This window comes from Pandoraea cepalis, from assembly GCF_902459665.1.
GTDB lineage: Bacteria > Pseudomonadota > Gammaproteobacteria > Burkholderiales > Burkholderiaceae > Pandoraea > Pandoraea cepalis.
Genome location: NZ_CABPSL010000008.1, coordinates 40,367 through 65,745 on the forward strand (window position 1 = coordinate 40,367; position 25,379 = coordinate 65,745).

Annotated in this window: 25 protein-coding genes and 2 tRNA genes; 15 read left to right on the forward strand and 12 right to left on the reverse strand. The window is 64.7% G+C overall.

Going from position 1 to position 25,379, the window contains the following annotated elements; genetic code table 11:
- Nucleotides 1-22 precede the first annotated feature (22 nt).
- Both PCE31106_RS12130 and PCE31106_RS12135 read left to right on the forward strand, forming a co-directional pair.
- On the forward strand, nucleotides 23-502 hold the full coding sequence (locus tag PCE31106_RS12130) for an Lrp/AsnC family transcriptional regulator (protein ID WP_017234283.1): 480 nt from the start codon (nucleotides 23-25) through the stop codon (nucleotides 500-502).
- Complete coding sequence (locus tag PCE31106_RS12135; RefSeq protein WP_150563419.1) at nucleotides 495-1,451, forward strand: DMT family transporter; 957 nt, start codon at nucleotides 495-497, stop codon at nucleotides 1,449-1,451. The genes PCE31106_RS12130 and PCE31106_RS12135 overlap by 8 nt, the downstream gene beginning before the upstream one ends.
- A gap of 46 nt (nucleotides 1,452-1,497) precedes the next feature.
- On the opposite strand, the gene PCE31106_RS12140 is transcribed toward PCE31106_RS12135, so the two are convergent.
- Nucleotides 1,498-2,256: an SDR family NAD(P)-dependent oxidoreductase gene (locus tag PCE31106_RS12140; protein ID WP_150563420.1), complete on the reverse strand. Its 759-nt coding sequence runs from the start codon at nucleotides 2,254-2,256 to the stop codon at nucleotides 1,498-1,500.
- Between the two features lie 218 nt (nucleotides 2,257-2,474).
- On the opposite strand from PCE31106_RS12140, the gene PCE31106_RS12145 reads away from it, so the two are divergent.
- The gene (locus tag PCE31106_RS12145; RefSeq protein WP_017235250.1) at nucleotides 2,475-3,380 is read left to right on the forward strand and encodes a LysR family transcriptional regulator; all 906 of its coding nucleotides are present in this window, start codon (nucleotides 2,475-2,477) and stop codon (nucleotides 3,378-3,380) included.
- 70 nt (nucleotides 3,381-3,450) lie between these two features.
- On the opposite strand, the gene PCE31106_RS12150 is transcribed toward PCE31106_RS12145, so the two are convergent.
- The gene (locus PCE31106_RS12150; RefSeq protein WP_150563421.1) at nucleotides 3,451-4,122 is read right to left on the reverse strand and encodes a TetR/AcrR family transcriptional regulator; all 672 of its coding nucleotides are present in this window, start codon (nucleotides 4,120-4,122) and stop codon (nucleotides 3,451-3,453) included.
- Between the two features lie 165 nt (nucleotides 4,123-4,287).
- Here PCE31106_RS12150 and PCE31106_RS12155 point away from each other — a divergent pair, with 165 nt between their 5' ends.
- From PCE31106_RS12155 to PCE31106_RS12170, 4 genes are all read left to right on the forward strand, one after another.
- A complete protein-coding gene (locus tag PCE31106_RS12155) occupies nucleotides 4,288-4,707 on the forward strand; it encodes a YybH family protein (RefSeq protein WP_150563422.1) in 420 nt (139 codons plus the stop codon).
- Between the two features lie 59 nt (nucleotides 4,708-4,766).
- The gene (locus tag PCE31106_RS12160) at nucleotides 4,767-5,195 is read left to right on the forward strand and encodes a VOC family protein (protein WP_150563423.1); all 429 of its coding nucleotides are present in this window, start codon (nucleotides 4,767-4,769) and stop codon (nucleotides 5,193-5,195) included.
- A 148-nt stretch (nucleotides 5,196-5,343) separates the two neighbouring features.
- Nucleotides 5,344-6,273 carry an ABC transporter ATP-binding protein gene (locus PCE31106_RS12165; RefSeq protein ID WP_150563424.1) on the forward strand — a complete coding sequence of 310 codons (930 nt, stop codon included), beginning with the start codon at nucleotides 5,344-5,346 and terminating at the stop codon, nucleotides 6,271-6,273.
- An 8-nt stretch (nucleotides 6,274-6,281) separates the two neighbouring features.
- Complete coding sequence (locus tag PCE31106_RS12170) at nucleotides 6,282-7,043, forward strand: ABC transporter permease (protein WP_026132215.1); 762 nt, start codon at nucleotides 6,282-6,284, stop codon at nucleotides 7,041-7,043.
- Nucleotides 7,044-7,100: 57 nt separating this feature from the next.
- Here PCE31106_RS12170 and PCE31106_RS12175 read toward each other — a convergent pair whose 3' ends face one another.
- A complete protein-coding gene (locus PCE31106_RS12175; protein WP_150563425.1) occupies nucleotides 7,101-7,715 on the reverse strand; it encodes a glutathione S-transferase in 615 nt (204 codons plus the stop codon).
- Nucleotides 7,716-7,954: 239 nt separating this feature from the next.
- On the opposite strand from PCE31106_RS12175, the gene PCE31106_RS12180 reads away from it, so the two are divergent.
- Entirely contained in the window at nucleotides 7,955-8,665 is a 711-nt protein-coding gene (locus tag PCE31106_RS12180; RefSeq protein WP_150553013.1) for a type 1 glutamine amidotransferase domain-containing protein, read from the forward strand.
- 107 nt (nucleotides 8,666-8,772) lie between these two features.
- Here PCE31106_RS12180 and PCE31106_RS12185 read toward each other — a convergent pair whose 3' ends face one another.
- Nucleotides 8,773-9,294 (reverse strand): DUF1993 domain-containing protein, encoded by a 522-nt coding sequence (locus tag PCE31106_RS12185; protein WP_150563426.1) that lies wholly within the window; start codon nucleotides 9,292-9,294, stop codon nucleotides 8,773-8,775.
- A 275-nt stretch (nucleotides 9,295-9,569) separates the two neighbouring features.
- Between PCE31106_RS12185 and PCE31106_RS12190 the strand changes: the two genes are divergently transcribed.
- From PCE31106_RS12190 to PCE31106_RS12205, 4 genes are all read left to right on the forward strand, one after another.
- Nucleotides 9,570-10,304 carry a YoaK family protein gene (locus PCE31106_RS12190; RefSeq protein WP_150563427.1) on the forward strand — a complete coding sequence of 245 codons (735 nt, stop codon included), beginning with the start codon at nucleotides 9,570-9,572 and terminating at the stop codon, nucleotides 10,302-10,304.
- A 150-nt stretch (nucleotides 10,305-10,454) separates the two neighbouring features.
- Entirely contained in the window at nucleotides 10,455-10,967 is a 513-nt protein-coding gene (locus tag PCE31106_RS12195) for a hypothetical protein (protein WP_150563428.1), read from the forward strand.
- A gap of 213 nt (nucleotides 10,968-11,180) precedes the next feature.
- Nucleotides 11,181-11,498 carry a VOC family protein gene (locus tag PCE31106_RS12200; protein ID WP_150563429.1) on the forward strand — a complete coding sequence of 106 codons (318 nt, stop codon included), beginning with the start codon at nucleotides 11,181-11,183 and terminating at the stop codon, nucleotides 11,496-11,498.
- 71 nt (nucleotides 11,499-11,569) lie between these two features.
- Nucleotides 11,570-11,866: a YciI-like protein gene (locus PCE31106_RS12205; RefSeq protein ID WP_026132214.1), complete on the forward strand. Its 297-nt coding sequence runs from the start codon at nucleotides 11,570-11,572 to the stop codon at nucleotides 11,864-11,866.
- A gap of 175 nt (nucleotides 11,867-12,041) precedes the next feature.
- Here PCE31106_RS12205 and PCE31106_RS12210 read toward each other — a convergent pair.
- The 6 genes from PCE31106_RS12210 to PCE31106_RS12235 all read right to left on the reverse strand — a co-directional run bounded on the left by PCE31106_RS12210 (nucleotide 12,042) and on the right by PCE31106_RS12235 (nucleotide 19,410).
- Nucleotides 12,042-12,117: transfer RNA gene (locus PCE31106_RS12210), tRNA-Glu, on the reverse strand.
- A gap of 16 nt (nucleotides 12,118-12,133) precedes the next feature.
- Nucleotides 12,134-12,209: transfer RNA gene (locus PCE31106_RS12215), tRNA-Ala, on the reverse strand.
- A 121-nt stretch (nucleotides 12,210-12,330) separates the two neighbouring features.
- The gene (locus PCE31106_RS12220) at nucleotides 12,331-13,524 is read right to left on the reverse strand and encodes a DSD1 family PLP-dependent enzyme (RefSeq protein ID WP_437343809.1); all 1,194 of its coding nucleotides are present in this window, start codon (nucleotides 13,522-13,524) and stop codon (nucleotides 12,331-12,333) included.
- A gap of 37 nt (nucleotides 13,525-13,561) precedes the next feature.
- Entirely contained in the window at nucleotides 13,562-16,624 is a 3,063-nt protein-coding gene (locus tag PCE31106_RS12225; protein ID WP_150563430.1) for an FAD-binding and (Fe-S)-binding domain-containing protein, read from the reverse strand.
- Between the two features lie 99 nt (nucleotides 16,625-16,723).
- Nucleotides 16,724-18,001 (reverse strand): MFS transporter, encoded by a 1,278-nt coding sequence (locus PCE31106_RS12230; protein WP_017235234.1) that lies wholly within the window; start codon nucleotides 17,999-18,001, stop codon nucleotides 16,724-16,726.
- Nucleotides 18,002-18,189: 188 nt separating this feature from the next.
- Entirely contained in the window at nucleotides 18,190-19,410 is a 1,221-nt protein-coding gene (locus PCE31106_RS12235; protein ID WP_150563431.1) for a pyridoxal-phosphate-dependent aminotransferase family protein, read from the reverse strand.
- A 176-nt stretch (nucleotides 19,411-19,586) separates the two neighbouring features.
- Between PCE31106_RS12235 and PCE31106_RS12240 the strand changes: the two genes are divergently transcribed.
- The gene (locus tag PCE31106_RS12240) at nucleotides 19,587-20,303 is read left to right on the forward strand and encodes a GntR family transcriptional regulator (RefSeq protein WP_017235232.1); all 717 of its coding nucleotides are present in this window, start codon (nucleotides 19,587-19,589) and stop codon (nucleotides 20,301-20,303) included.
- Nucleotides 20,304-20,357: 54 nt separating this feature from the next.
- Here PCE31106_RS12240 and PCE31106_RS12245 read toward each other — a convergent pair whose 3' ends face one another.
- Both PCE31106_RS12245 and PCE31106_RS12250 read right to left on the reverse strand, forming a co-directional pair.
- Entirely contained in the window at nucleotides 20,358-20,999 is a 642-nt protein-coding gene (locus tag PCE31106_RS12245; RefSeq protein ID WP_174975140.1) for a flavodoxin family protein, read from the reverse strand.
- A 537-nt stretch (nucleotides 21,000-21,536) separates the two neighbouring features.
- Nucleotides 21,537-22,358, reverse strand: coding sequence for an IclR family transcriptional regulator (locus tag PCE31106_RS12250; RefSeq protein WP_017235230.1), 822 nt, complete (start codon nucleotides 22,356-22,358; stop codon nucleotides 21,537-21,539).
- 245 nt (nucleotides 22,359-22,603) lie between these two features.
- Between PCE31106_RS12250 and PCE31106_RS12255 the strand changes: the two genes are divergently transcribed.
- Both PCE31106_RS12255 and PCE31106_RS12260 read left to right on the forward strand, forming a co-directional pair.
- Entirely contained in the window at nucleotides 22,604-24,052 is a 1,449-nt protein-coding gene (locus PCE31106_RS12255; RefSeq protein WP_017235229.1) for an NAD-dependent succinate-semialdehyde dehydrogenase, read from the forward strand.
- 143 nt (nucleotides 24,053-24,195) lie between these two features.
- Nucleotides 24,196-25,356: an iron-containing alcohol dehydrogenase gene (locus PCE31106_RS12260; protein ID WP_150563433.1), complete on the forward strand. Its 1,161-nt coding sequence runs from the start codon at nucleotides 24,196-24,198 to the stop codon at nucleotides 25,354-25,356.
- Nucleotides 25,357-25,379: the final 23 nt, after the last annotated feature.

The following is a 25,379-nucleotide window of genomic DNA, read 5'->3' on the forward strand; positions in this document are numbered from 1 at the left end:
CGGGGCGCGCGTGCAATGTGGTATGGACCTCGACGCCATTGATCTGAAGATTTTGCGGGAGCTGCAAGCCGACGCCCGCCTCACCAACGTAGAACTCGCCTCGCGCGTGAACCTCTCGCCGTCGCCTTGCCTGGCGCGCGTGAAAGCGCTCGAAGCGGCGGGCTACATTCGCCAGCGCGTCACGCTGCTCGATCCATCCCGGCTCGGGTTGCACATCAACGTTTTCATCCACGTCACGCTCGAAAACCAGAATCGCGACGGTCTGGATGCGTTCGAAACGGCCGTCACCGCATTGCCCAACGTCATGGAGTGCTACCTGATGTCGGGCGACGCCGATTACCTCCTGCGCGTCATGGTCAGCGACATGAGTGCCTATGAGACGCTCATCACCGATCGGCTCTCCCGCATCCCGGGCATCCGCAACATTCGCTCCAGTTTCGCGCTCAAGCAGGTCTTGTACACCACGGCCGTCCCGGTGCCCGACCGCTCCGGCGATGCCTGAGGCCGCGTCCCCCGCTACGTTCGCGACGTCCGGCGCCGGCCAGCCCCCGCACGGCGGGGCCGGCCAGCAGATCGCCTTGCATGTCGCGGCCATGTTGTTCGGCGCTTCGGCACTGTTCGGCGAGCACATTGCCGCGAGCAGCGCGATGATCGTCTTCGGTCGCGGCCTCTTTTCGTGGCTTGCGCTGAGCGTCATTGCCCTCGCAGGTCTGGCGGGCATGCGCAGTGCCGCGCGGGTCGCGGGCGGCGCGCCGTGGCGCGGGCTCTCGCCCGCCTCGGCGTTGCGACTCATCCTCGCCGGCGGGCTCCTCGGCGCGCATTGGCTCGCGTTCTTCCTGGCGATCAAAGCGGGCGGCGTTGCCGTCGGCACGCTCGGCTTCGCCTGCTTCCCGGCGTTCGTGATCCTGCTTGAATGGCCATTGCGTCGCGAGCGCCCCACCTTGGGCGACGCGGGCGTCATCGCACTCGTGTGCGTCGGACTGGCGCTCGTCACCCCGGCGTTCGACTGGCGCGCCGGGGCAACCGTCGGTCTCGCGTGGGGAGTGTTCTCCGGCGCCCTCTACGCCGTTATCGCTCTGTCCAATCGCGTGCTGGGCGCGCAGGTCTCGCCGCTGCAGGCCAGTTGGTGGCAATGCTTCGGCATCCTGCTCGTGCTCGGCCCGTTCACCTGGCGCGAGGCACTGTCGCTCCCCGCGACGCAATGGGGGTGGCTCGCATGCCTTGGCGTCGTGTGCACCGCCCTCGCCTACACGCTGTTCATCCATGCGCTGCGCACCGTCAAAGCCAGCCAGGCCGCGGTCGTCATCGCCCTCGAGCCGGTCTACGCCATCGCCTTCGCATGGGCGCTGTTCGGCACCTCGCCCACGCTCAAGATGGCCGCGGGCGGTGTGTGCATCGTCGGCGCCGTGGCCTGGTCCGGTTCGATGCGCTCACGCCGTCCCGCTCACTGATGCCTCACCGCCTCCCTCACTGAGGCTCCCATGAGGCCGTCGGCCGTCAGACGAACATCCCGCCCGACGCCTCGATGCGCTGGGCATTGATCCAGCCGGTCTCGTCGGCCAGCAGCGCCGCCACCATGCCGCCGATGTCGTCGGCCTCGCCCACGCGGCCCAGTGCCGTGTTCGCGGCCACCATCTGATTGACGCCCTGATTGTCACGCACCGTGCCGCCGTTGAAGTCCGTCGCGATGGCGCCCGGCGCCACCGTATTGGCCCGAATTCCGCGCGCGCCCAACTCCTTCGCCAGGTAGCGCGAAAACACCTCGATGCCGCCCTTCATCATCGCGTAGGCCGACGCGCCCGGCAGCGAGAATCGCGCCAGACCGCTCGAGACGTTCAGGATGCGTCCGCCGTCCGCGATCAGCGGCAGCAACGTCTGCGTGAGGAAATACGGTCCCTTCAGGTGCAGCCGCACGAGCTCGTCGAACTGCGCCTCGGTCGTCTCGGCAAATGGCGCGTGCAAGCCCGTTCCGGCGTTGTTGACGAGGAAATCGAACGTATCGCGCTGCCAGACATCGCCCAGCACGCGCCCGATTTGCGCGGCGAACGGGCCGAACTGCGAGGCATCCGACACGTCGAGCGGCAAGGCCACGGCTTTCGCACCCAGCGCGACGATCTCAGCCGCCACCGCGTCGGCTTCCGCGCGCTGGCTGCGATAGGTGAGGATGACGTCGATTCCGCGACGTGCCGCTGCGAGCGCCGACGCGCGGCCCAGGCCGCGGCTGCCACCGGTGATGAGAACGATTTTGCGAGTCATGGTATTTCTCCTGAAGGCGTTGGGCCTTGCCGGTTGGCAACGCCCTGTTGAACCCCATCGACACCCGTGCCGTTCGATGTCGGTGACAGACGGCAGGTTGAGGTGCGGCGGTATGTTCAACAGGTTATTGCAACGAATTTCACCAATAAACCCGAAATAATTGATTACACTGATCAAATTTCCATAACAATCAACGATTGGATCGACCGTCGCTCACCATGCATCAGCTCGACGCCATGCGCATCTTCGTGCGTGTTACGCAGACCGGCAGCTTCACGCAGGCCGCCGACAGTCTTGGCCTGCCTCGCGCCAGCGTCTCCAATGCCATCAAGCAACTGGAGGCCAAGCTGGGCACGCGCCTGCTGCATCGGACCACACGACGCGTGCAACTCACGCAAGATGGCCAAGCGTGCCTTGAGCGATGCCAGGATTTGCTCGCCGACATGGAAGAGTGGGAGACGATGTTCGTCGCGCGCGACGAAGCGCTGACAGGCCGTCTGCGCGTCGATTTGCCTGCCACGCTCGCGCGTACGACCGTCATTCCGCAACTGCCCGCCTTCTTGGCGCAACATCCGGCCCTGCGCCTTGAACTGTCGAGCACCGATCGGCGTGTCGATCTCGTGCGCGAAGGGTTCGACTGCGTGCTGCGCGTGGGCGCCGTCGCCGATTCGACGCTGATCGCGCGACCGCTCGGCCACATGCGGCAGATCAACGTCGCGAGCCCGGCGTATCTCGCCCGCTACGGCATACCGCGCTCGCTCGACGACCTGCGCTCGCATCGACTGATCCATTACGCGACGACGCTGGGCGCTCGCCCCGTGGGTTGGGAATACTTCGACGGCGAACGCTATGCGCAGTGGCCAATGGAAGGCGTACTGACCGTGAACAATGCCGACGCCTATCAAGCGGCGTGCCTCGCCGGACTCGGGCTGATTCAGGCGCCCGAGAGCGGCGTGCGGGGGCTGTTGGCCGACGGCACGCTGCAAGCCGTGCTGCCGGAGTTTCAAGCGCAGCCGCTGGCGGTCACCTTGCTGTATGCGAACCGCCGTCACCTGCCCCGGCGCGCTCAGGTGTTCATGAACTGGCTCGCCGACTTACTGACACCACGTCTGACGGCGATTTAATGTTGCGTTGCCATCTATTGAAGTCGGTGGGCAAATGCCCCACGCGACGACCATTGCGGCTGCCTGCGCCTCACCGGCACTCCCCTCCTTGCGATAGCCCCCGCTCGACCATTGCGACGAGGCGCTGCCCCAACCCGTCGACCTGATCGTCGGGCAGATTGCGCAGCGGGCCGTCGATGACCAGCACGGACAATCCATGCACTGCCGCCCAGGCCAGATACTCCGCGCCGGGTCGCTGTGCCGCGTCGATGAGCTTGGCCGCGACCATACCGTCGAGCGCCGCCCCCAGCAGTTCGAACGGGTTGAGACCGCTCGCCCCCGCCTTGGCCGGATCGGCCGCCGAACGCACATTCTCCGACGGAGAAAAGGCCGTTCGAAACAGCCCCGGATGCGCGCGAGCGAAGTGCAGATAACCGATGCCGACAGCACGCAGCCCGGCGCGGGCGCGCGCAACCCTGTCGAGCGCCGAGGTCTCCCGTGCCGCCAACTCAAGTTCGATGGCCACCGCCAATTCGGCCAGGGCCGCCGAGCGCACGGCGTCGAGCAAATCCTGACGATTCGCGAAGTGCCGGTACGCCGCATTCGGCACGACCCCGACGCGGCGCGTCGCCTCGCGCAAGACGACCGCATCCGGCCCGCCCTCGCGTGCCAGCGCAATCCCGGCCTCGAGCAACGCCCGGCGCAGGTCGCCATGTCGATACGTCGTGCGCGCCGGGCCGGCCGTTGTTACCTGTTCAGTCATTACAACCCCTTGTGGACAGTGTCCATTATGTCTGCTATTGTTTGTGTACACTGTCCACAAAGACAAGTTGCGGTGCATCATGTCTCGATGTACCGGGCGGCAGGGGCGTATCGTCGCCGTTGCCGTTCCCCACCAGAAGTCACTCGCTTTACATCAGGAGGCACTATGGTTGAGACGTATCCCGCACACGGCGACGAAGCCGCCATTCGGGCGATTCATTCGGCATGGCTCGACGCCGTGCGCAGCAAGTCGGTTGGCACGTTGCTCGAGCATTACGACCCTGACGTCGTCGTGTTCGATGTGATGCCGCCCATCGAGCATCGCGGCACCGAGGCGTATCGCCGTCTGCTCGAGGGTTGGTTCGGCCACACGGTCGGGCCAATCCATTTCGAAGTCACGCAGTGGCATCTCGTGCACGCCGGCGATCTGGCGTTCAGCCACAGTGTGAATGTGGTTCGCAACACCGGCCCCGACGGACAGACGCACGGCGCCACCGTGCGCGCGACCGTGGGCTATCGCAAGACGCAAGGTCGCTGGCGCGTGGTGCACGAGCACGCGTCGGTACCCATGACGTTCGCACCGTAATCCTTGTCTGCCGGGGCGTCGCCACGCCCCCCCTTTTTCCGAATCGAGAGGAGCGTTCCATGCAAGTCCATTCCTATTTGTTTTTTGAAGGTCGTTGCGAAGAAGCCATTGCGTTCTACGAGAAAGTGCTGGGCGCGAAGCGCGGCATGCTCATGCGCTACGGCGAGAGCCCGGAGCCGTGTCCGTCGGGGATGCTGCCGCCCGGGAGCGAGAACAAGATCATGCATGGCGAATTCACCATTGGCGATTCGATGGTGATGGCCTCGGACGGCATGGTGAGCGGCAAGCCCAAGTTCGACGGCTTCTCGCTGTCGGTCGACTTCGCCGAAGTGGCCGCGGCCGAGAAGGCCTTCCACGCACTCGTCGACGGCGGCGAGGTCAACATGCCGCTCGGCGAGACCTTCTTCGCGAAGACGTTTGGCATGGTCAAGGATCGCTTCGGCATGAACTGGATGGTGATCGTGCCGAAGGAAATGCCGAAGGGCTGAGGTATCGAAGCGCGCCGGGCGCTTGTCCGGCCGCTCGCTTCGTTGCTGTGGGCGGGTATCGGCGCCGACGACGGCCCCGCTGCCCGCCTTTTTGCGCCCCGCGCGGCGTGCCCAACAAGTTCTTCACGCCTGTGCTATCGTCGCCGCCATGCCATCCGTGATCTCAATCCAGAATCTGTCGAAGACGTACGCGACCGGTTTCCAGGCGCTCAAGAACATCAATCTGGAAATCCAGCGCGGCGAGATCTTCGCCCTGCTCGGCCCGAACGGCGCCGGCAAAACGACCCTCATCAGCACCATTTGCGGCATCGTGCGTCCGACCTCGGGCACGGTCACCGTCGACGGTCACGATATCGTCACGGACTACCGTGCCGCGCGTGAGGCCATCGGGCTGGTTCCGCAGGAGCTGACCACGGACTCGTTCGAGTCGGTGTGGGCCACCGTCTCGTTCTCGCGCGGCCTGTTCGGCAAGCCCGCGAATCCGGCGCACATCGAAAAGGTACTGCGCTCGCTCTCGCTGTGGGAGAAGAAGGACAGCCGCATCATGCAGCTCTCGGGCGGCATGAAGCGGCGCGTGCTGATCGCCAAGGCGCTCTCGCACGAGCCGCGCGTGCTGTTCCTCGACGAACCGACCGCCGGGGTCGACGTGGAGTTGCGTCGCGACATGTGGCGTCTCGTGAACTCGTTGCGCGAGACCGGCGTGACCGTGATCCTCACTACACACTACATCGAAGAAGCCGAGGAGATGGCCGATCGCGTGGGCATCATCACCGGCGGGCAGATCACGCTCGTGCAGGAGAAGACCGAGCTGATGCGGCACATGGGCAGCAAGCGACTCACGTTGCAACTGACCGAGCCGCTCAGCGCCGTGCCCGAGGCGCTGGCCGCCTACGGCCTCACGCTTGGCGCCAACGGCACCGAACTCGTCTTCGCCTACGACGCGAACATCGAGCAGACGTCCATCGCCACCCTGCTGCGCGACATGGAACGCGCCGGTATCTCGGTGAAGGATCTGCATACGACGCAAAGCTCGCTCGAAGATATCTTCGTCTCGCTCGTGCACAGGAAAGAAGGATGAGCCGCGCCATGAATTTCTACGCCGTCAGGGCGATCTACAACTTCGAGATGGCACGCACGCGTCGCACGCTGATGCAGAGCATCATCTCGCCGGTCATCTCGACCTCGCTGTACTTCGTGGTGTTCGGTGCGGCCATCGGCTCGCGCATTCCCGAAATCGAGGGCGTGCCTTACGGCGCGTTCATCGTACCGGGCCTCATCATGCTCTCGCTGCTCACGCAGAGCGTCACGAACGCGTCGTTCGGCATCTATTTCCCGCGCTTCACCGGCACGATCTACGAACTCCTCTCCGCGCCGGTGTCGTATATGGAGATCGTGATTGCCTACGTGGGCGCGGCAGCCACCAAGTCGATCGTGCTCGGGGTGATCATGCTCGGCACGGCCGCGTTGTTCGTGCCGCTGCGCATCGAACATCCGATATGGATGGTGTTGTTCCTGGTGCTCACGGCCGTGACGTTCAGCCTGCTCGGTTTCATCATCGGCATCTGGGCCGACGGCTTCGAGAAACTGCAACTCGTGCCGCTGCTCATCATCACGCCGCTCACCTTTCTCGGCGGTAGCTTCTACTCGACGCACATCCTGCCGCCGTTCTGGCGTACCGTCACGCTGTTCAATCCGGTTGTGTATCTCATCAGCGGTTTTCGCTGGAGCTTCTACGGACTGGCGGACGTGAGCGTCGGGGTGAGTCTGGGCATGACGCTCGTTTTCCTCGCCGTCTTCCTGAGCATCGTCGCCTGGATGTTCAAGACCGGTTACCGGCTCAAGAGCTGACCCCGCCTGCCGGACGGCAAGCCGTCCGGCGCCGGGCGTGTGCCGCCGCCGTGTCGGTCAGGTCGGCGGTGTTTCGAGAAACGCCGGGAGCGCTTCCGCCTGCACGGAAAAGCTGGCGACTTCCGGAAACTCGGCCGTGAAGTCGAGTTCCGGCACCAACAGGTGATGGAACCGCCATGCCACGGCGATCGTTACGCCGTGCTCGCCGATCCGGTCCGGCGTCGCCACGATCGGCACTTGCGCCAGTTCAACCTCCAGCGCGTGAAAGGCCGCATGCACCTGTTTGCGCACGCGATCGGTCCACGGGACGTGCCGCTTCTCGCTCGGACGCAGTTCGCGCTCGTACACCAGTTGCACCGACTTTTCGCACGCCGCCAAGGCCAGGCCCGTCAGGCGCAATGCGCGCAAACGCTCGGCAGGATCGCTCGGTACAAGCCGCTGCGCCGGATCGACCAGCGTCTCCAGGTATTGCAGGATCAGCGTGGAGTCCATGAGCACCGTGCCGTCGTCGGTCACGAGCGTCGGGGCCTTCACGACCGGATTGATGTCGGCAAACTCGTCAAACGTTCGAAACACGGAGAGCGCGTGATGCGCATACGGTAGGCCCAGCAACTTCAGGCAAATCGCCGTGCGGCGCACGTAGGGGGAATCGAGCATTCCGATCAATTGCATGTCTTGCTCCTGAGGACGGCAGTCGCCGCCGGGTCGTAGGGTCTTGCGTGGGCTGAATGGCGGCGGGCGGTGCCGGCATCCGCACAAGCATAGCGGACGTCCGATGCTCCGCAAATCGAATTCGATCACCGCTTTCTGCGAATTTGGCTCACAAGAGACGCGCGCGAGCCTGTCGCGGGCGAGCGTGCCCCATGACGGGTAGAATTGCCCGAATGGCCGACTCGACAAGGAGACGATTCATGAACATCCTGATGGTGCTGACCTCGCACGACCGCCTCGGCGACACGGGCAAGAAGACCGGTTTCTGGCTCGAAGAATTCGCCTCACCGTACTACGTGTTCATCGACGAGGGACTGGCGGTCACGCTGGCGTCCCCCGCAGGCGGCCAGCCGCCGCTCGATCCGAAAAGCGACGAGCCCGATGCCCAGACCGATGCCACGCGACGCTTCCGTGAAGACTCGGTCGCGCAGCAGGCGCTGGCGAACACCCTCCGGCTCGCCGACGTCAAGGTCACCGACTACGACGCCGTCTTTTACCCCGGCGGCCACGGCCCGCTGTGGGATCTCGCGCAAGACCCGAACTCCATCCGTCTGATCGAAGCTTTCGAGCGCGCCGGCAAGCCCATCGGCTTCGTCTGCCATGCGCCGGGGGTGCTGCGTCAGGTGCGCAGCGAGAACGGTGAGCCGCTCGTACGGGGGCGCCACGTTACAGGCTTCACCAACGAGGAGGAGGCCGCCGTCGGTCTCACCGACGTGGTGCCGTTCCTGGTCGAAGACGAACTCAAACGGCTGGGCGGGTTGTATGAGAAGGCCGACAACTGGCAATCGCATGTGGTCGGCGACGGCCGGCTGGTCACGGGCCAGAATCCGGCCTCATCGGACGAAGCCGCGCGCACGGTACTCGCCATGATGGAACCGCGTCTGCCGTCTCTGCCGTCGTCCCTTCCCTGATGCACGAGAGGCGCTTGCATCGTGCCGGCTCCACGCGCTGACGCGGCGGCTTTGGTCAGCCCGCATCGGCGCGTTTCCCGCCGGCGCTGCCAATCGGCACGCGCCGGTCAGATTTTCTGCGTCTCGTACGGGCCGAGATAATCCGCCTTGCCGACCGCCACGCCTTGCGCGCGCAGAATGTCGTGCGTGGTCGTGACATGAAAATAGAAGTTCGGCAATGCGAACTTCAACAGATAGTCGACCGCGTCCATCGTCGTCTGATGGTCCTTGAACTTCAGGGTGATCTGTCGCGACTCGGCCCCGTCGAATCGATCTTCGAGAATACCGGCGATGAACGCCTCGGTGTTCGCGACGCGATCGCGCAGTTGGTCGAACGTCGTCTCGTTGTCGTCGAACTTCGGCGACTCCACGCCCGTGATTCGCGCGACCGCGAACTTGGCCGTGTCGCTCACGCGCTGCACTTGCGCCACGAAGTCGAGCATATCGGGGGCGAGCTTCGCCTTGAGAATCGTTGCGGGGTCGAGCGCGTTCGCATCGCAATGCGCGCGCGCCTTCTGGAGGTAGTCGGCCATGACGGTCAGGCCACGCAGATAGACCGGGACGGTGGCGCGATAAAGAGAGATCGACATCGGAAGGCTCCTCGAAGTTTGGCATGACGGTGAGCGCACTCGAAACATGCGATAAGACATGCTATCAGCCCCGAAACATTCTCGCCGGGCACGCCGACGCCTCACGGAAACGGTGATGCGATCGTCTGCGGGATCGACGCTGCGCGGTGTCACCGCGCGTCCGTCCCGCATACGGTGGTGATATGCTTCACTCGCACCCCGTGCCCGCCTGCGCTTGCCTCGCATGCCGAACCGGATGCGCAAAACCTGCCATGCAAGTCGACAGAGGAGCTGCCATGGGTGCCCCCCGCCACATCCCCACGCCGACCGAGGCCGCCACCGTCGCGCGCACGTGGGTGAGCCACTTTGCCAAACCCACGGCCATCGGCATGACACTCGCCTTCGTGGCGGGCTATATCGACGTCGTGGGCTTCATCGCGTTGTTCGGACTGTTCACCGCGCACGTGACCGGCAACTTCGTGATGATCGGCGTGCAGTTGGTCGCGAGCACCCATGTCGGCGTGCTGGCCAAACTGTTGGCACTGCCCGTGTTCGTCATCGTCGTCGCGCTGGTAAAACTCGTGGTGCAGCGCTTCTCGCGAACGGAACGACGGCCGCTGCGGCGGCTGCTCGTGGTGCAAACGTTGCTGCTGCTCGGCTTCATGATCGTGGGCATGGCGGCACAACCCATCATCTCGGCCGATGCGCCGCTGGCGATTCTGTCGGGCATGTTCGGCGTGGCTGCCCTCGCGATCCAGAATGCCGTCGGGCGCCTGGTGCTCGCCGATCTGGCCCCCACCACGATCATGACCGGCAACACTACGCAAATCGTGATCGATATCGTCGAGTTGGCGAGCGGTCATTGCAGCGACGACAACGCCGTGCGAGCGCGCCTGCGCAAGATGATTCCCGCCTTGGCGGCGTTCGCTGTCGGGGCCGTTTTCGGCGGCTTCGCGTATCACGGCACGGGGTTCTGGTGCGTGTTGCTGCCAGTGCTGCTGCTCGTGGCGCTGGCGATCGCCAACGAGTGAGCGGTTGACGCTGGCATCACGCGTTTGCCTACGCAGCGCAGCGAATGCGTCCGCGCTTTGGCCGGACGCGGTAAAATCGCATCCTCCAGCCGGGCGCTTCGACGCGCCTCGCACCATCATCCGCCCATCCCCACGCACCGATCGCCGCCAGTGACTGCCACCCCCGCCAACCTTCTTTCGACCGAGAACTCCGCCGATAGCGGCGATGCCATCCACGACGCCCGCCTTTGGCGCGACGACGGATGGACGGCCAAGGTCGTCAAGAACGAGGACGACGACGGCTGGGCGGTCGCCATGTACAAGGACGGCGAATCGGAGCCGGCGCTCGTCGGTCCCTGGACCATGGGGCGTGACAAGAAGAATCCGAAGCCGCTCGATGTTGGCGCTTTCCACACGCTGGTGAAAACGGCCGACGAAGTGCTGCGCCGTCACGAACAGCAGTTGCGCGCCCAGTTGCACAAGCGCGTGAGCGTCGACGGCCCCGACGGCGACATCGACGTCACGCTCGACATCGTGCCCGACGACTACGACCCCCACGCCATGCTGAGCGCCGTCGACCGTTTCGGCGAAACCCTCGCGTCGGTCAAGGTGCCGCCCACGTTCAAGCTCTCGCGCCACAGCGCACGCGCGTGGATCGAGAACGATTTTCAGCGCCCCCAGTAAGCGCCCGCTCACTCGCCTCGCGGCGTTTTCGTCGGGCGCTCTATCGGGAGCGGCGACATACCCCATTACGTTGAATACCGGGATAGCGGCTCGTCTGGCTGGGCCTTCCAACGCGCTCTATGATGGGCTTCATCGACGCTCTGCTTGCCACGCGAGCGGGCACTCACACTGCCCCGCGTCGATGCATCGCTATGCTCACCGTCAGGAGACCCTATGAAGCGCTTCCACATCGCACTCGCCGTGCGCGATCTCGACGAGTCCATCCAGGACTATTCGGTCCGTCTCGGTCAGCCGCCAACGGCGGTCGTGCCGGGTGCGTACGCCATGTGGCGCACCGATCTGCTGAACTTCTCGATCAATCAATCGCCATCACGCGCCGGAGAACTGCGACACGTCGGCTTCGAGGACGACGCCGCCCCGGAATACTCGAGCAGCACCGATTGCAACGGCTTGATGTGGGAAGCGTTTTCCGCGAGGGAGCAGGACCAACGCATAGTGAGCACTTACGGGGTAGCGGTGCGTCACGCGTAGCCCTCTGCCCTGCCGTCGGCGTTTTGCGGATAATGGCGCGGTACGGCAGCAAACTCAACGGAGGCATGACCATGCATTACCTGCTCACCTACGACCTCGTCGACGATTATCTCGAACGGCGAGGTCAGTACCGCGACGCGCATCTGGCGCTCGCATGGCAAGCGGCCGAACGCGGCGAACTGCTCCTGGCCGGCGCCCTGGAATCCCCCGTCGACACGGCCGCCCTACTCTTCGAAGGCGACTCGCCGGCTGCGGCGGAAGCGTTTGCGAACGCCGATCCCTACGTAGCCCATGGACTGGTGAAGTCGTGGCGCGTGCGCCCGTGGAAAACGGTGGTGGGGAAGCGGGCGAGTTCGCCGGTGCGTTAAGCGCGACGGCCATTGCGTGCGTTCGCGTCTGCGATTGCCGCATCGCATGCCGTGGATGCACGCGCAATCCACCGCAGAAAAACAAAACGCGCTTGGCGATGAAGCCAAGCGCGTTTGTCGACAACCGATTGAGCGTCGTGCTTTCGGAAAGCTCCGAGAGTCACGCCGGTAAATCTGGCGTCCCCTAGGGGATTCGAACCCCTGTACTCACCGTGAAAGGGTGATGTCCTAGGCCTCTAGACGAAGGGGACATAAAGTCTTCCGTTTTGGTGGAGGTAAGCGGGATCGAACCGCTGACCTCTTGCATGCCATGCAAGCGCTCTCCCAGCTGAGCTATACCCCCGTACGGCGAAGAAGTGAGACTATAGCGCGGTTTTCGAAGGTTGGAAAGCCCCCGCCCCAAAATATTTGGCGCGGACGCGACGTATCGGCGTCCATCCCGATCGGCCATGCCCCGCTCGTGCTCACTGACTGAGTCCACGCGCCTCGATAGGCCACAGCCCTTCGACTCGTCCGTGTCGCACCGCGACGTATCGGTCGTAGAGATTGACCGTCGGATCGCAATGCCCCGGCACAAGCAGGATCGGCTCGCCGAGCCAGGGAGCGCCGTCCTCGTCGGGCGACGCCAGTTCGAGCACGCCATGCTCGTCCGACGCCGTGCGGTATTGCGGCTGGCCCGCCTGTTGCGACGACCAGAAGCGCGGCAACCCGGAATCGGTCGCCACGCTCTTGAGTCCCGCATCGCAAACGATGATGCCCGCGCGCGCTGTGCTCATGACTGTCGACGCGAGAAAGAGCCCATGACGAAAGCGCCAGTCGCCGCGCCATTCCAGCGAGCCATAATGACCGTCGAGAAACACATACGAGCCAGGCTGAACCTCCGTATAAACGCCGCTCTCGATGTCGAACTCGGCCGTGCCGGTCCCGCCGCCGGTCACCACGGGACAGGTGATGCCGCGCGCCTCCAGAAAGCGCACATAGGCCGCCGCACGATCGGCGGCAAGCCGCGCCGTGTCGCGTCGCGCGTCCCAGCTATCAACATGCTGCGCACTGCCGTGATACGCCTGCAACCCGCCGAAGCGCAGCCCTTCGTAATGATCGATCGCGTCGATCAGCTTGCCCACGGCCTGCGTCGAATCGACACCGCAACGCCCCTGCCCCACATCGACCTCGGGCAACACCGCGATGCGCACACCGGCGCGCTGTGCCGCCTTGCCGAGCGGCGCCACCTGACGCACGTCGTCCACGCACACGGACAGCGTCACGCGCGCGGCCATCGCCACGGCCAGCGCCACACGGGCTTCGCCAACGAACTCGTTGCTGATGTGGATGCTGCCGATGCCCGCGTTGACGAACGGAATCGCCTCGGTGATCTTCTGACAGCAGATGCCCACCGCGCCCGCCGCCATCTGCGCCTGGGCAATCGTGGCGCACTTGTGCGCCTTGGCATGCGGACGCACCGCCACCCCGCGCGCGGCCGCCGCGCTCGCCATGCGCGCGACGTTCGCGTCGAAGGCGTCGAGATCGAGCAGCAAGGACGGCGTGGCCACCTGGGCAAGCGAATCTCCCACACGGGCGACCGGCGGCACCGCAAGACGCCCGGAGGCGGCGGTCGAAGAGGCCGAAGAGGCCGAAGCCGTATTGTCCGAATCGGGCATCACAATCCTTTGAAAGACGTTTGCAAAAAAACGGCATTCACGCGGGCAGCGCGCGGTCCAGGACACATGCCACATGAAGCGCTTGCGTCTGCGCGCCATCGTGGATCTGATGCCGGCAACTGGTGCCGTCGGCAACCACAATGGCATTCTCGCCGCGCTGTCTGACCGCCGGCAATAGCGTCAATTCGGACATCGCTCGCGACGTGTCATAGTGCTCGGCCTCGTATCCGAAACTGCCCGCCATGCCGCAGCATGACGATTCGATCGATGATACCTTCAGCCCCGGCACCCATCCAAGCACCGCCGTGACGGGCGAGAACGCGTCGAACGCCTTCTGATGGCAGTGCCCGTGCACCAGGGCTTCGCCCACACCGTCGGGCAGCGCGCGCCAGGCGACGTCGAAGCGCCCCGCCGTCTTCTCACGAACCAGAAATTCCTCAAAGAGAAACGCGTTGTCGGCCAACTTGCGGGCCGCATCGCCAAAGCCGTAGCTCAGCACCTCGTCACGCAGCGACAGCAGGCACGACGGCTCCAGGCCCACGATCGGCACGCCGCGCTCGACGAACGGCATCAGCGCGTCGAGCAGGCGCCGCGCCTCCGCCTTCGCCTCATCCACGAGCCCCGCCGCGAGGAACGTGCGACCGCAGCACAACGGCCGCTCGCCCGCCCGCCGATTCACGTGAACGGTGTACCCGGCGGCTTCGAGCACGCGCTTCGCGGCGCGCGCGTTCTCCGGCTCCATGTAATTGTTGAACGTGTCGACGAACAGCAGCACCTGGCGCAGCCCCGCCGAATCTCCCGCGCTCGGGTCCGCCAGCGGCACCTGATGGTCCAGGAACGAAGCCTTCAGCGCCGGCAGCGAGCGCTCCGGCGCCAGGCCGAGCCAGCGCTTCGCCGCGTTGCTGCCCGGCAGCCGCTGCGCCGCATCGAGCAGACCGCCCACGCGGCTGGCCCATGGGGCGTAGCGCGGGAGATAGGCGATCAACTTGTCGCGCAGCGACACGCCGTGACGCTTGGCCCGCGCGTGACGCGCCTCGATCTTGAAGCGCGCCATGTCGATGCCCGTCGGGCAATCGCGCTTGCAACCCTTGCACGACACGCACAGATCGAGCGCCGCCTTGACGTCGTCGCTGGCGAGCCCCGCCTCGCCCAATTGCCCCGACACGGCCAGACGCAATGTATTCGCACGTCCGCGCGTGACGTGCTGCTCGTCGCGCGTGACGCGGTAGCTCGGACACATCGTGCCCGCGTCGAACTTGCGACAGTGCCCGTTGTTGTTGCACATCTCGACGGCCGACGCGAGTCCGTGTGTGGCATCGGTGCCGGTGTCGGGCGCCGTCTGCTCGCCGGTCAGCGCGTTGCGCTGTACGTTCCACGCCGTCCAGTCGAGCGCGGGCGCGATCGATTGGGCGGCGTAGCCCGGTGCGAAGCGAAACAACTCGCGCGTGTCCATCTTCGGTGGACGAACCATCTTGTCCGGGTTGAAGCGATTGTCCGGATCGAACAGTTGCTTGATCTCGCCGAACGCCGCGTTCAGCCGCGGACCATATTGCCACGCCACCCACTCGCCGCGGCACAGCCCGTCGCCGTGCTCGCCCGAATAGGCGCCCTTGTATTCGCGCACGAGCGCCGCCGCCTCCTCGGCGATAGCACGCATCTTCACGGCGCCGTCGCGACGCATGTCCAGGATCGGCCGCACGTGCAGCGTGCCCACGCTCGCATGCGCATACCATGTGCCCTCGGTGCCGTTGCGATGGAACACTTCGGTCAGACGCCGCGTGTATTCGGCAAGGTGTTCCAGCGGCACCGCGCAATCTTCGATGAACGACACCGGCTTGCCATCGCCCTTCATGCTCATCATGATGTTCAGGCCCGCTTTGCGCACTTCCCAGAGCGCTTTCTGCGGCCCCGCGTCGGGCATCTTCACCACGACGCCCGGCAACCCGAGATCCGCCATGAGCGTGGCGAGATCGTCGAGCCTGGCACGCAGCGCGCCGGCGTCGTCTCCCGCGAATTCCACCAGCAGAATCGCTTGCGGATCGCCGACAAGCGCCGTCTCGATCACGGGACGGAACGCGGGGTTGTCCATCGCCAGGTCGATCATCGTGCGGTCGACCAGTTCCACCGCCACCGGCCCCAGCTTGACGATGTGCTGTGTGAGATCCATCGCCTGATAGAACGTGGGGAAGTTCACCACGCCCAGCGTCTTGTGCACCGGCAGCGGCACGAGCTTGAGCGTGATCTGGCGGCTGTACGCCAGCGTGCCTTCCGAGCCGACCAGCAGATGCGACAGGTTGGCGACGCCGTCGTCCGTATAGGCGCGCGGGTTAAGGCAGTCGAACAGATCGAGGTTGTAGCCCGCGACACGCCGCAGCACGCGCGGCACACGCTCGCGCAATTCCTCACGCTCGCGCATGGCAATGGCGTGCACGCTCGCGAGAATCGCCTGCGTGCGGGCGTCGGTGGGCGGCGAATGGAGCGCACCGAAATGCAGTTGCGCGCCGTCGGCCAGCACCGCATCGATGCTCAGCACGTTGTGCACCATGTTGCCGTACTCGAGGGAGCGCGAGCCGCACGAGTTGTTGCCCGTCATGCCGCCGACGGTGCATTGCGCGGCCGTCGACACGTCCACCGGGAACCACAGGCCGTGCGGCTTGAGCCACGCGTTCAGGTGATCGAGCACGATGCCCGGCTCGACGGTGACCGTGCGCGCCACGGCGTCGAACGCCACCACGCGGCCCAGCCACTTGCTGTTGTCGATGACGAGCGCCTCGCCGATAGTCTGGCCGCACTGGCTCGTGCCCGCGCCGCGCGCAAGCACCGGCACGCGCAGGTCACGCGCGATATCGAGGGCGACGATCAGATCGTCCTGATCGCGCGGCACCACCACGCCGATCGGAAAAATTTGATAGATCGACGCGTCGGTCGCGTAGCGGCCACGGCTCGCGCGATCGAAGCACACATCGCCGCGCAGCTCGCGACGCAGACGGTCCTGCAAAGGCGTAAGCGCAACGCCGCCGCGCCGCATCGGCATGAGCGGCACCGGCTGGCCGACGAGATTCGCATGCGCATTCGCGCGAGAGTTCGATTGGGAATTCATGACGTTGCGGGTGTTGGACGGGACGGACCCAGGGCAAATCGGGGCGAGACGATCCTGCCGGGCAGGCGTGACGCCGGCCCGGCAGGGGTTATGCGCAAGTCAGACGGCCTGACGGGTGTTGCTCGCTGCGGCGGCGTCGCCATCGAGGGAGAATTTGCTCTCGGGCTGCATGCGGAAGGCCAGCACGACACCGAGGGCCATGAGCATCATGCTGCCGACGAACGGCAATTCCCAGTTGCCCGTGCGATCGATGAGATACCCCGAGATCACCGGCGAGAGAATCGCAGCCAGTGCCGACCCGGTGTTCATCATGCCGCTGGCCGTGCCCGAGTGTTCCGGCGCGATATCCATCGGAATCGACCACATCGGCCCGATCGTCATCTCGGCGAAGAAGAAGCCGAACGCCAGGCATGCCACCGACACATACAGTTGGTGCGTGAACAGCATCGGCACGAGCGAGAGCAACGTGAGCAGCATGCAGATCGACACCATCCAGCTACGTGCGCGCTTCAGGCTGCCGGTGCGCTCGTACAGTTTGTCGGTCACGATACCGCCCAACGTATCGCCGAGCACACCGGCGAAGAACACACTCGAGGCGAACAGCGCCGACTTCTTCAGATTGAGGTCGTAGCTGTGCAGGAAGTATTGGGGAATCCACGACAGGAAGAGCCAAAGCGTCCAGCCGTAGCAGAAGTACACGATGGTGACCGGCATCATGCGCTTGAAGAGCGGTCCCCACGGCAACGACGCGCGCTTGGCTTTCACCGGCGGCAACAGGGCGAGTTCTTCGGTCGTGATGCGCGGATGATCCTGCGGGCGCTCGGTAAACGTGAGCCCCCACACCGCGACCCAGACCAGGCTCACGATCCCGCACAGATAGAACGATTCACGCCAGCCATGCGTGGCCATGATGAACACGACGACGGCGGGCGCCACGGCGTTACCGATGCGCGAGGCCGCGTGCGTGATGCCCTGCGCAAAGCCGCGCTTCTCCTTGGCGACCCAGCGCGACATGGCCGACGTGGCGGCCGGGAACGTGGCGCCCTCGCCAAGGCCGAGCAGCAGGCGCGCGAGTAACAGCGTGACGAGACCACCCGCCATGCCGGTGAGGATCGTCGCGACCGCCCACAACGCACCGCACACGAGCAGCGTACGCTTCGCTCCGAAGCGATCGCTCACCCAGCCACCAATGATTTGAAAGACCAGGTAGGGGTAGGCAAATGCCGAGAAGACGAGACCGATTTCCGTCTTGTTGAGATTGAATTCCTTGCCGAAGCCGGCCGCGGCCGTGCTGACGTTGACGCGATCGAGATAGGTGATGAAATACATGACGCATAGCATCACCAGCACGACCCGGGTCGCTCTGAAAAGCTTCATTGCATGTCTCCTGAAACAGCCTGTGAAGCGCGCCGGCAACATGCCGGCGGCGCAAAAGGTGTTGCGGCGGCCGGGGCCCTTCTATGGTGTGGCCCCGTGCCGTCTGAAGGACAGATCAAGCGTTCACTGCAGGGGCGCCCCAGACGGTGGCGGCCCCCCCATCTCCCAGTCCCTGCGACGACGACGCCTCAGGCGGCCACCTTGAGCGACGGCGTGTCCCGCGCTTGCGCCAGGTAGTCCATTGCGGCAACCACGCCTGACCCGGCGAGTTTCACGCCGGACATCCGCAGCCCCATTTCGCACCCCGAAAGCGTTGCCATCAGCGTGAGGTCGTTGCAGTCGCCCAGATGCCCGATGCGGAACATCGTGCCGCGAATCTTGCCCAGCGCCTGCCCCAGCGACATGTCGAAACGTTCGTAGATGCGCTTGCGCACGTCGTCGGCGTCCACGCCTTGCGGCATGACCACGCCGGTGAGCACCGGGCTGTAGACCGACGGGTCCTGACACTGAATCTCCAGCCCCCACGCGCGCACCGCGCGGCGCGTGGCTTCGGCCAGGCGTTGGTGGCGCGCGAACACGTTGTCCAGCCCTTCCTCGAAGATCATGTCGAGCGCTTCGGACAGGCCATACAGCAGGTTCGTGTTCGGCGTGTACGGCCAGTAGCCGTTCTTGTTCGCTTCGATGATGTCTTGCCAGCCCCAGAACGCGCGCGGCAGTTTTGCGTGGCGACCGGCGTCGAGCGCCTTGGTCGAGACCGCGTTGAAGCTGATACCCGGCGGCAGCATCAGTCCCTTTTGCGAGCCCGAGACGGTGACGTCCACGCCCCATTCGTCATGACGGTAATCGGCCGAGCCCAGGCCCGAAATCGTGTCGACGAGCAACAGCGCGGGATGTCCGGCCGCGTCGATGGCACGGCGCACGGCCGCGATGTCAGACGTGACGCCCGTCGAGGTTTCGTTATGCACCACGCACACGGCCTTGAGCGCGTGCCCGGTGTCGGCGCGCAGACGCGCTTCGATCATGTCGGGCTGCACCCCGCGGCGCCAGCCGTCGGTCCCCGGCAGGCCGATGAACTCGGGCTTCAGGCCGAGACTCTCGGCCATCTTCTTCCACAACGTGGAGAAATGCCCCGTCTCGAACATCAGCACAGAATCCCCCGGCGAGAGCGTGTTCGACAGCGCCGCCTCCCACGCACCGGTGCCCGATGCCGGGTAGATCACCACCGGCTGCTCGGTCTTGAAAATCTTCTTGATGTCGGCGAGCACCTTGCGGCCGAGCGCGCCGAATTCCGGGCCGCGATGATCGATCGTCGGGTAACTCATGGCGCGCAGAATGCGATCGGGCACCGGGCTGGGGCCTGGAATTTGCAGGAAATGGCGGCCCGAGGGATGAAAATCAAGCTTCAGCATGAACGTCTTTCTCCTCTTGAAAATTCTCTTTTGAATTTTGCATGCAAAATACTTTAGCAGAGCACGCCACTTTCGCAAGAGGCAGGAAGCCGTTTTAATACAGTCGTTTACCCTAGAGACACGAGCGCGTCGCGCCATACGTTACAATCACGACCATAGAGATTTACGGATTTTGAATGCAAAGCATGGAAAACACGTCGACGATTGCCGCCCCAGACATTCCCCGAGTGGAGCGCCTGCGCTTGCACGACACGGTCGTCGAGCACCTGCGCAAGCTCATCATCGAGGGCGTGCTATCGCCGGGCGTGAAACTCAATGAACGGGAGTTGTGCGAGACGCTGGGCATCTCGCGCACGCCGCTGCGCGAGGCCTTCAAAGTGCTGGCCGCCGAGGGACTGATCGAGATTGCGCCGAATCGCGGGGCAAGTGTTGCCCGCATGACGGAGAAGGAAATCCGGGAGATGTTCGAGCTGATGAGCGCGCTCGAAGCGTTTTCAGGCGAGTTGGCCGCCGAACGGATGACGCCGGTCGAGCTGGCCGAAATCAAGGCGCTGCACTATGCGATGCTCGCGTGTCGCGCGCAGCAGGATTTGCCGGGCTATTACGCACGCAATCAGGCGATTCACGATCGCATCAATGAAGCCGCGCGCAACGGGGCGTTGCGCCAGACCTATGTCGCGATCAACCGCCGGTTGATGGCGCTGCGTTTTCGCTCGAACTTCCACGCGGACAAATGGGATCGCGCCATTGCCGAGCACGAGCAGATGATCGACGCGCTGGAAAAGCACGACGGCAAACGCCTCGGCGACATCCTGCGCAAGCATTTGCTCGCCAAACGCGACGCCGTATTGCAAATCCATGCCGAACCGGCGCAAGGCGCGCCGAGCAACTGAATTCGAGCGGCCGTCTGACACGCATTGACAGCGCTCAGACGCTGCCGATCACGATCACAGTCGGCGCTCGGCCGCTTCGCGTGCGCGACGTGCCAGCACGGCCGGTGACTCGAGCACCTCGCCAGCCAGACGCGCGACGAGCGCCGCGACATGACGACCGTATTGCTTGCCGGCGATCACGTCCACCGGGTCGAGCGCGTAGGCGGCATCGACATCCCCTCCGGGTGCCGTGACGGCCGGAAAACTGGCGAGCGGTTGCAGGGATGCGCTCGCGCGCGGCGCAATCTCGCCGTCGTCGGCATCGGCCCACAACATGCCCTGCTGCGCGGCGAGCGCCGCGAAGTAGTCCAGCGTGCCGCGTTTGTCGTCGCCGGGACGATAGCTGAACGAAAACCCGCCAGCCACTTTATTGCGCCAGCCGAGCAGGCGCCACATGCCGGTCGTCGCATCGGCAAACGCCTTGAACGGCGCGGCGATGCCGCCCTTGAAAGCCGGGGCGCCGAAAATAATGGCGTCCGCCGAAGCCAGACGCATGAGCATGGCCTCGTCGTGCCACTGCCCGTCGATGAATTGATGCGGCTCGATGCTCAGCAATTGCGCATGCGCACCGGCGTCGTTGACCCCTTGGGCGACGGAATGCGCAATCATGGCGGTCGCGCCGCCTTGCGAGTAATAGACGATTGCGATATTGGACATGGCGTAGTGCTTCCCGAATGGATGTCCGCCCCATGGCACCGCCCGGATCGCGCTTCCCCGCGCTTCCGCTGGCTTGTCTGGACATCGGTCAAGGCCAAATGATGCCAGTGAAAACCCTAGGGGAATAGCCGGCAGAATCGAACATGACTGTTCCGCCAACGATAACAATCGAACGGCGACGCCACGCTGTCGGCCAGTCATCACGCACCTGACAGGAAGATGGCACGCCGCTGACGGCAGGTCGGGCCGTGCTCCCTTCCAGATCGAGGCGATCCGGTAACCCTGCGCCCTGGACGGGCTCGCCACGCCACAAATCAACGAGATCCCTGCGCAAACTCGCGCCTTTTTTGCCGCCGAATTTGGGATAAGTCCGAAGGAAAAACGAGCCTCTTTGTCCGGTGACGTCGGAAGTTGGTCTCAAATTACTTCGAAATCAATCCAGGATCACTCCGGAATCGATCGCCAATGGGATTCCCAACCGATCCGACAGCAACGCGGCAGGACGCAGGACGGTTAGCACCGTACCGGCGCAATGTCTCAGCGTCGCGCCGACGCTCCAAGCCGTACCGACAACTGATCGGCCAGTTCGCGAATCTGGCGCCCGAGGCGCCGGCCCGTTGCCAAGTCGATGTCGTTCGTGACGAAACTGACCGCGAGCCCCGCGACGGCGCGCTCACCGCTCGCATCGAATACCGGTGCGCCGAAGCAGATCATGCCTTCGCGCATCTGCCCGTTGTCGATCGAGTAGCCATCGCGACGCGCCTGCGCCATCTCTTCGGCCAACGCCGCATACGTCGCCACACTGGCACGCGTGAGCGGCGCGGGCCAGGCACCGGCGAGCAGATCGGCGGCCTCATCCGCCGGCAGCGTTGAGAGCATGGCCTTGCCGGTCGCCGTGTAGGGCGCGGGCAACCGCATGCCGATGCGGAAGGTCACGCCGAGCGGCCGATTGCCGTTGTGACAGGCGAGATAGATCACGTCGGTGCCATCGAGCACAGACAGCGTGACGGTCTCCTGCTCGAAGGCGGACGACGCCTCCCAGACCGCGCGGAATTCTTCGGTGACGTGGGTCTGCGACAGGAACGCATTCGCCCATCCCATCACGTACGAGCCCATCGTCATGCCGCCATTGGCGTGGCGCTTCACGAGCCGCAACTTGACCAGCGTGTCGCACAGGCCGTGCAGTGTGCTCTTGGGCACGCCCGTCTCCCTCGCTAGATCGGCCAGCGCGATCGGCTCGGCCGCCGCCGCAATCACATCGAGGATGCGTACGGCGCGCACCACAGCGGGCGCGGTGGTCTTGAGCGGTTCGCCGTCGCGGGCATCGTTGGCGGGGATATCAAGTTTGCGCTTGGGCATGAATCGGAAATCGGCTTCAGAAGGGTCGAAATGGATCGGGGCGGGCTACGCCGCCCGTAGGGTACGGGCAAGTGATGGGAATGCCGCCTTCGGAAAACCCTGAGTTGCACGGAAAACGTTCGCTACGTAGAATGAGGTTCAATACATAGAATATCGTTCAATAGATGGAACGGCAAGCGGCAATTCGAGAGACTGCCGTGCGTCGTTTCCCCAACCGGAACTGCCGGCGAGCCCGGCCAACTGCCATGCAACTTAAAGACACCTCCCTCTTCAAGACACTCGCCTGGGTCGATGGCCAATGGATTGCGTCCGACAGCGGCAAGACGCTCGACGTACTGGACCCGGCCACCGGTGAAGTCCTGGCCAAGGTGCCGGAACTCGGCGCGGCGGAGACGACGCGGGCCGTCGCGGCCGCGGAAGCTGCGCAAAAGCCGTGGGCCGCGCGCACTGGCAAGGAACGTGCGGCGGTCTTGCGCCGCTGGTTCGATCTGATGGTCGCCAACACGGACGACCTGGCGTATCTGATGACGCGCGAGCAGGGCAAGCCGCTGGCGGAGGCGCGTGGCGAGATCGCCTATGCGGCGAGTTTCATCGAGTGGTTTGCGGAAGAAGCCAAGCGTGTGGATGGCGACGTGCTCGCCACGCCCGCCTCGGACAAGCGTCTGGTCACGCTCAAGCAACCGGTCGGCGTGTGCGCGGCGATCACGCCGTGGAATTTCCCGGCAGCGATGATTACGCGGAAGGTGGCCCCGGCGTTGGCCGCGGGCTGCGCGATTGTGGTGAAGCCGTCGGAACTGACGCCGCTCTCCGCTTTTGCCCTGGCCGAGCTCGCGCACCGCGCCGGCATTCCGGGCGGTGTGTTCCAAGTGGTAACGGGCGACGCACGCGCGGTGGGGGGTGTGTTGACGTCGCATCCGGGGGTGCGCAAGTTGTCGTTCACGGGGTCCACGGCGGTGGGCCGACTGCTGATGGCGCAGTGTGCGCCGACGGTCAAGCGCATGTCGCTGGAGCTGGGGGGCAATGCGCCGTTCATCGTGTTCGACGATGCCGACCTCGACGCCGCCGTTGACGGCGCGATCGCGGCGAAGTACCGCAATGGCGGGCAGACCTGTGTATGTGCAAATCGCTTCTATATTCAGGACGGCATTTACGACGCCTTCGCCGAAAAATTCGCCAAGCGCGTGGCGGGCATGAAGGTGGGCAACGGCCTGGAAGACGGCGTGGTGGTCGGCCCGCTGATCGAGGGCAAGGCGGTCGAGAAGGTCGTGGCGCTGGTGGACGACGCGAAGTCGCGCGGCGCTCGCGTGCTGGTGGGCGGCACCGCGCACGCGCTGGGCGGCACTTATTACACACCGACGGTGATTGCGGAGGCCACTTCGCAAATGCGCGTGGCGCGTGAGGAAATCTTCGGTCCGGTCGCGCCGTTGTTCCGTTTCACGCACGACGCGGACGCCGTCGCCTTTGCGAACGATACGGAGTTCGGGCTCGCGGCTTATTTATACACGCGCGACATCGCGCGGGCATGGCGCACTGCGGAGGCGCTCGAGTACGGCATGGTGGGTCTGAACACCGGCCTGATCTCGAATGAGGTGGCGCCGTTCGGCGGCATCAAGCAATCGGGGGTGGGTCGCGAGGGGTCGCGTTATGGCATCGAGGAATACCTCGAAATGAAGTACCTGTGCCTGCAATTGTGATGGCTGGGTAACAGATCAGGCTCAGGCTCGCATCGTTCGGTGGCGCGCGGCGCGGCGCCCGACGACGTCAACCGCATCGACCGGATAGATCGCGGCAGACTTGTCGCGCACGGGGTAGTGAAGGTCTCACGAGGATATCGGCCATGAACGCTTTTCGTTTCCAGACGGTTCCGACCGTCGTTGTGGAATTTGGCGCAGCGCGTCGTCTGGGGGCATTGCTGCGCGAGCAATATCCGACGGGCACGCGTTTGTGTGTGGTGACGGACGGCTTTCTACACAAGAGCGGCTTGCTGTCTCCGGCACTGACGGATCTCGCCAGGCATGGCTGGCAGGTGTCGGTGATCGACGATGTGATCGCCGACCCGCCGGAGCATGTGGTGCTGGAAGCGGCCCAACGCGCTCGCGCTGCCGACGCGGAGATCGTGCTGGGGTTGGGCGGCGGCTCGTCGATGGATGTGGCGAAGCTGCTTGCGGTGCTGCTGCCTGGCGCGCAATCGCTCAAGGAGATGTATGGCATCAAGAAGGTGACGGGCACGCGCCTGCCGCTGGTGCAGATGCCGACGACGGCCGGTACGGGCTCGGAAGTGACGGCCGTGTCGATCGTGACGACGGGCGAGACGACGAAGATGGGGGTTGTCTCGCCGCAGCTTTTTGCGGATCTGGCGATTCTGGACGCGGAACTCACGCTCGGTCTACCCCGCGCGGCCACGGCCGCCACAGGCATCGACGCGATGGTGCACGCGATCGAAGCTTATACGTCCGCCCATCTGAAGAATCCGATCTCGGACACGCTCGCCGTGAAAGCGCTGGCGTTACTCTCGCGCAATCTGCTGAGCGCCTGTCACGACGGCAACGATCGCGCCGCTCGCGAAGCCATGCTGGTTGGCGCGATGTTCGCCGGACAAGCGTTCGCCAATTCGCCGGTCGCCGCCGTTCACGCCCTGGCCTATCCGATCGGTGGCATCTTTCACGTTGCACATGGCCTCTCGAACGCGCTCGTGCTCACTCACGTCATGCGCTTCAATGCCCCCGCCGCCAGCCACCACTACGCGGAACTGGCCGAAGTGATTCTGCCCGCCAAGGCCTCAGGCAGCGACGAAGCCAAGACCGATGCCCTCATCCGACACATCGAATCGCTGATCGTCGACACCGCCATCCCCCGCACGCTGCGCGAAGTCGGCGTGAAACAAACCGACATCGCCCGTCTGGCCAGCGACGCGATGCTGCAAACCCGACTTCTCGTGAATAACCCGCGCGAAGTGACCCAGGCCGATGCATTTGCCATTTATAGCGCGGCGCTTTGATCGGGGGCCCGCTCGGTGTTGCA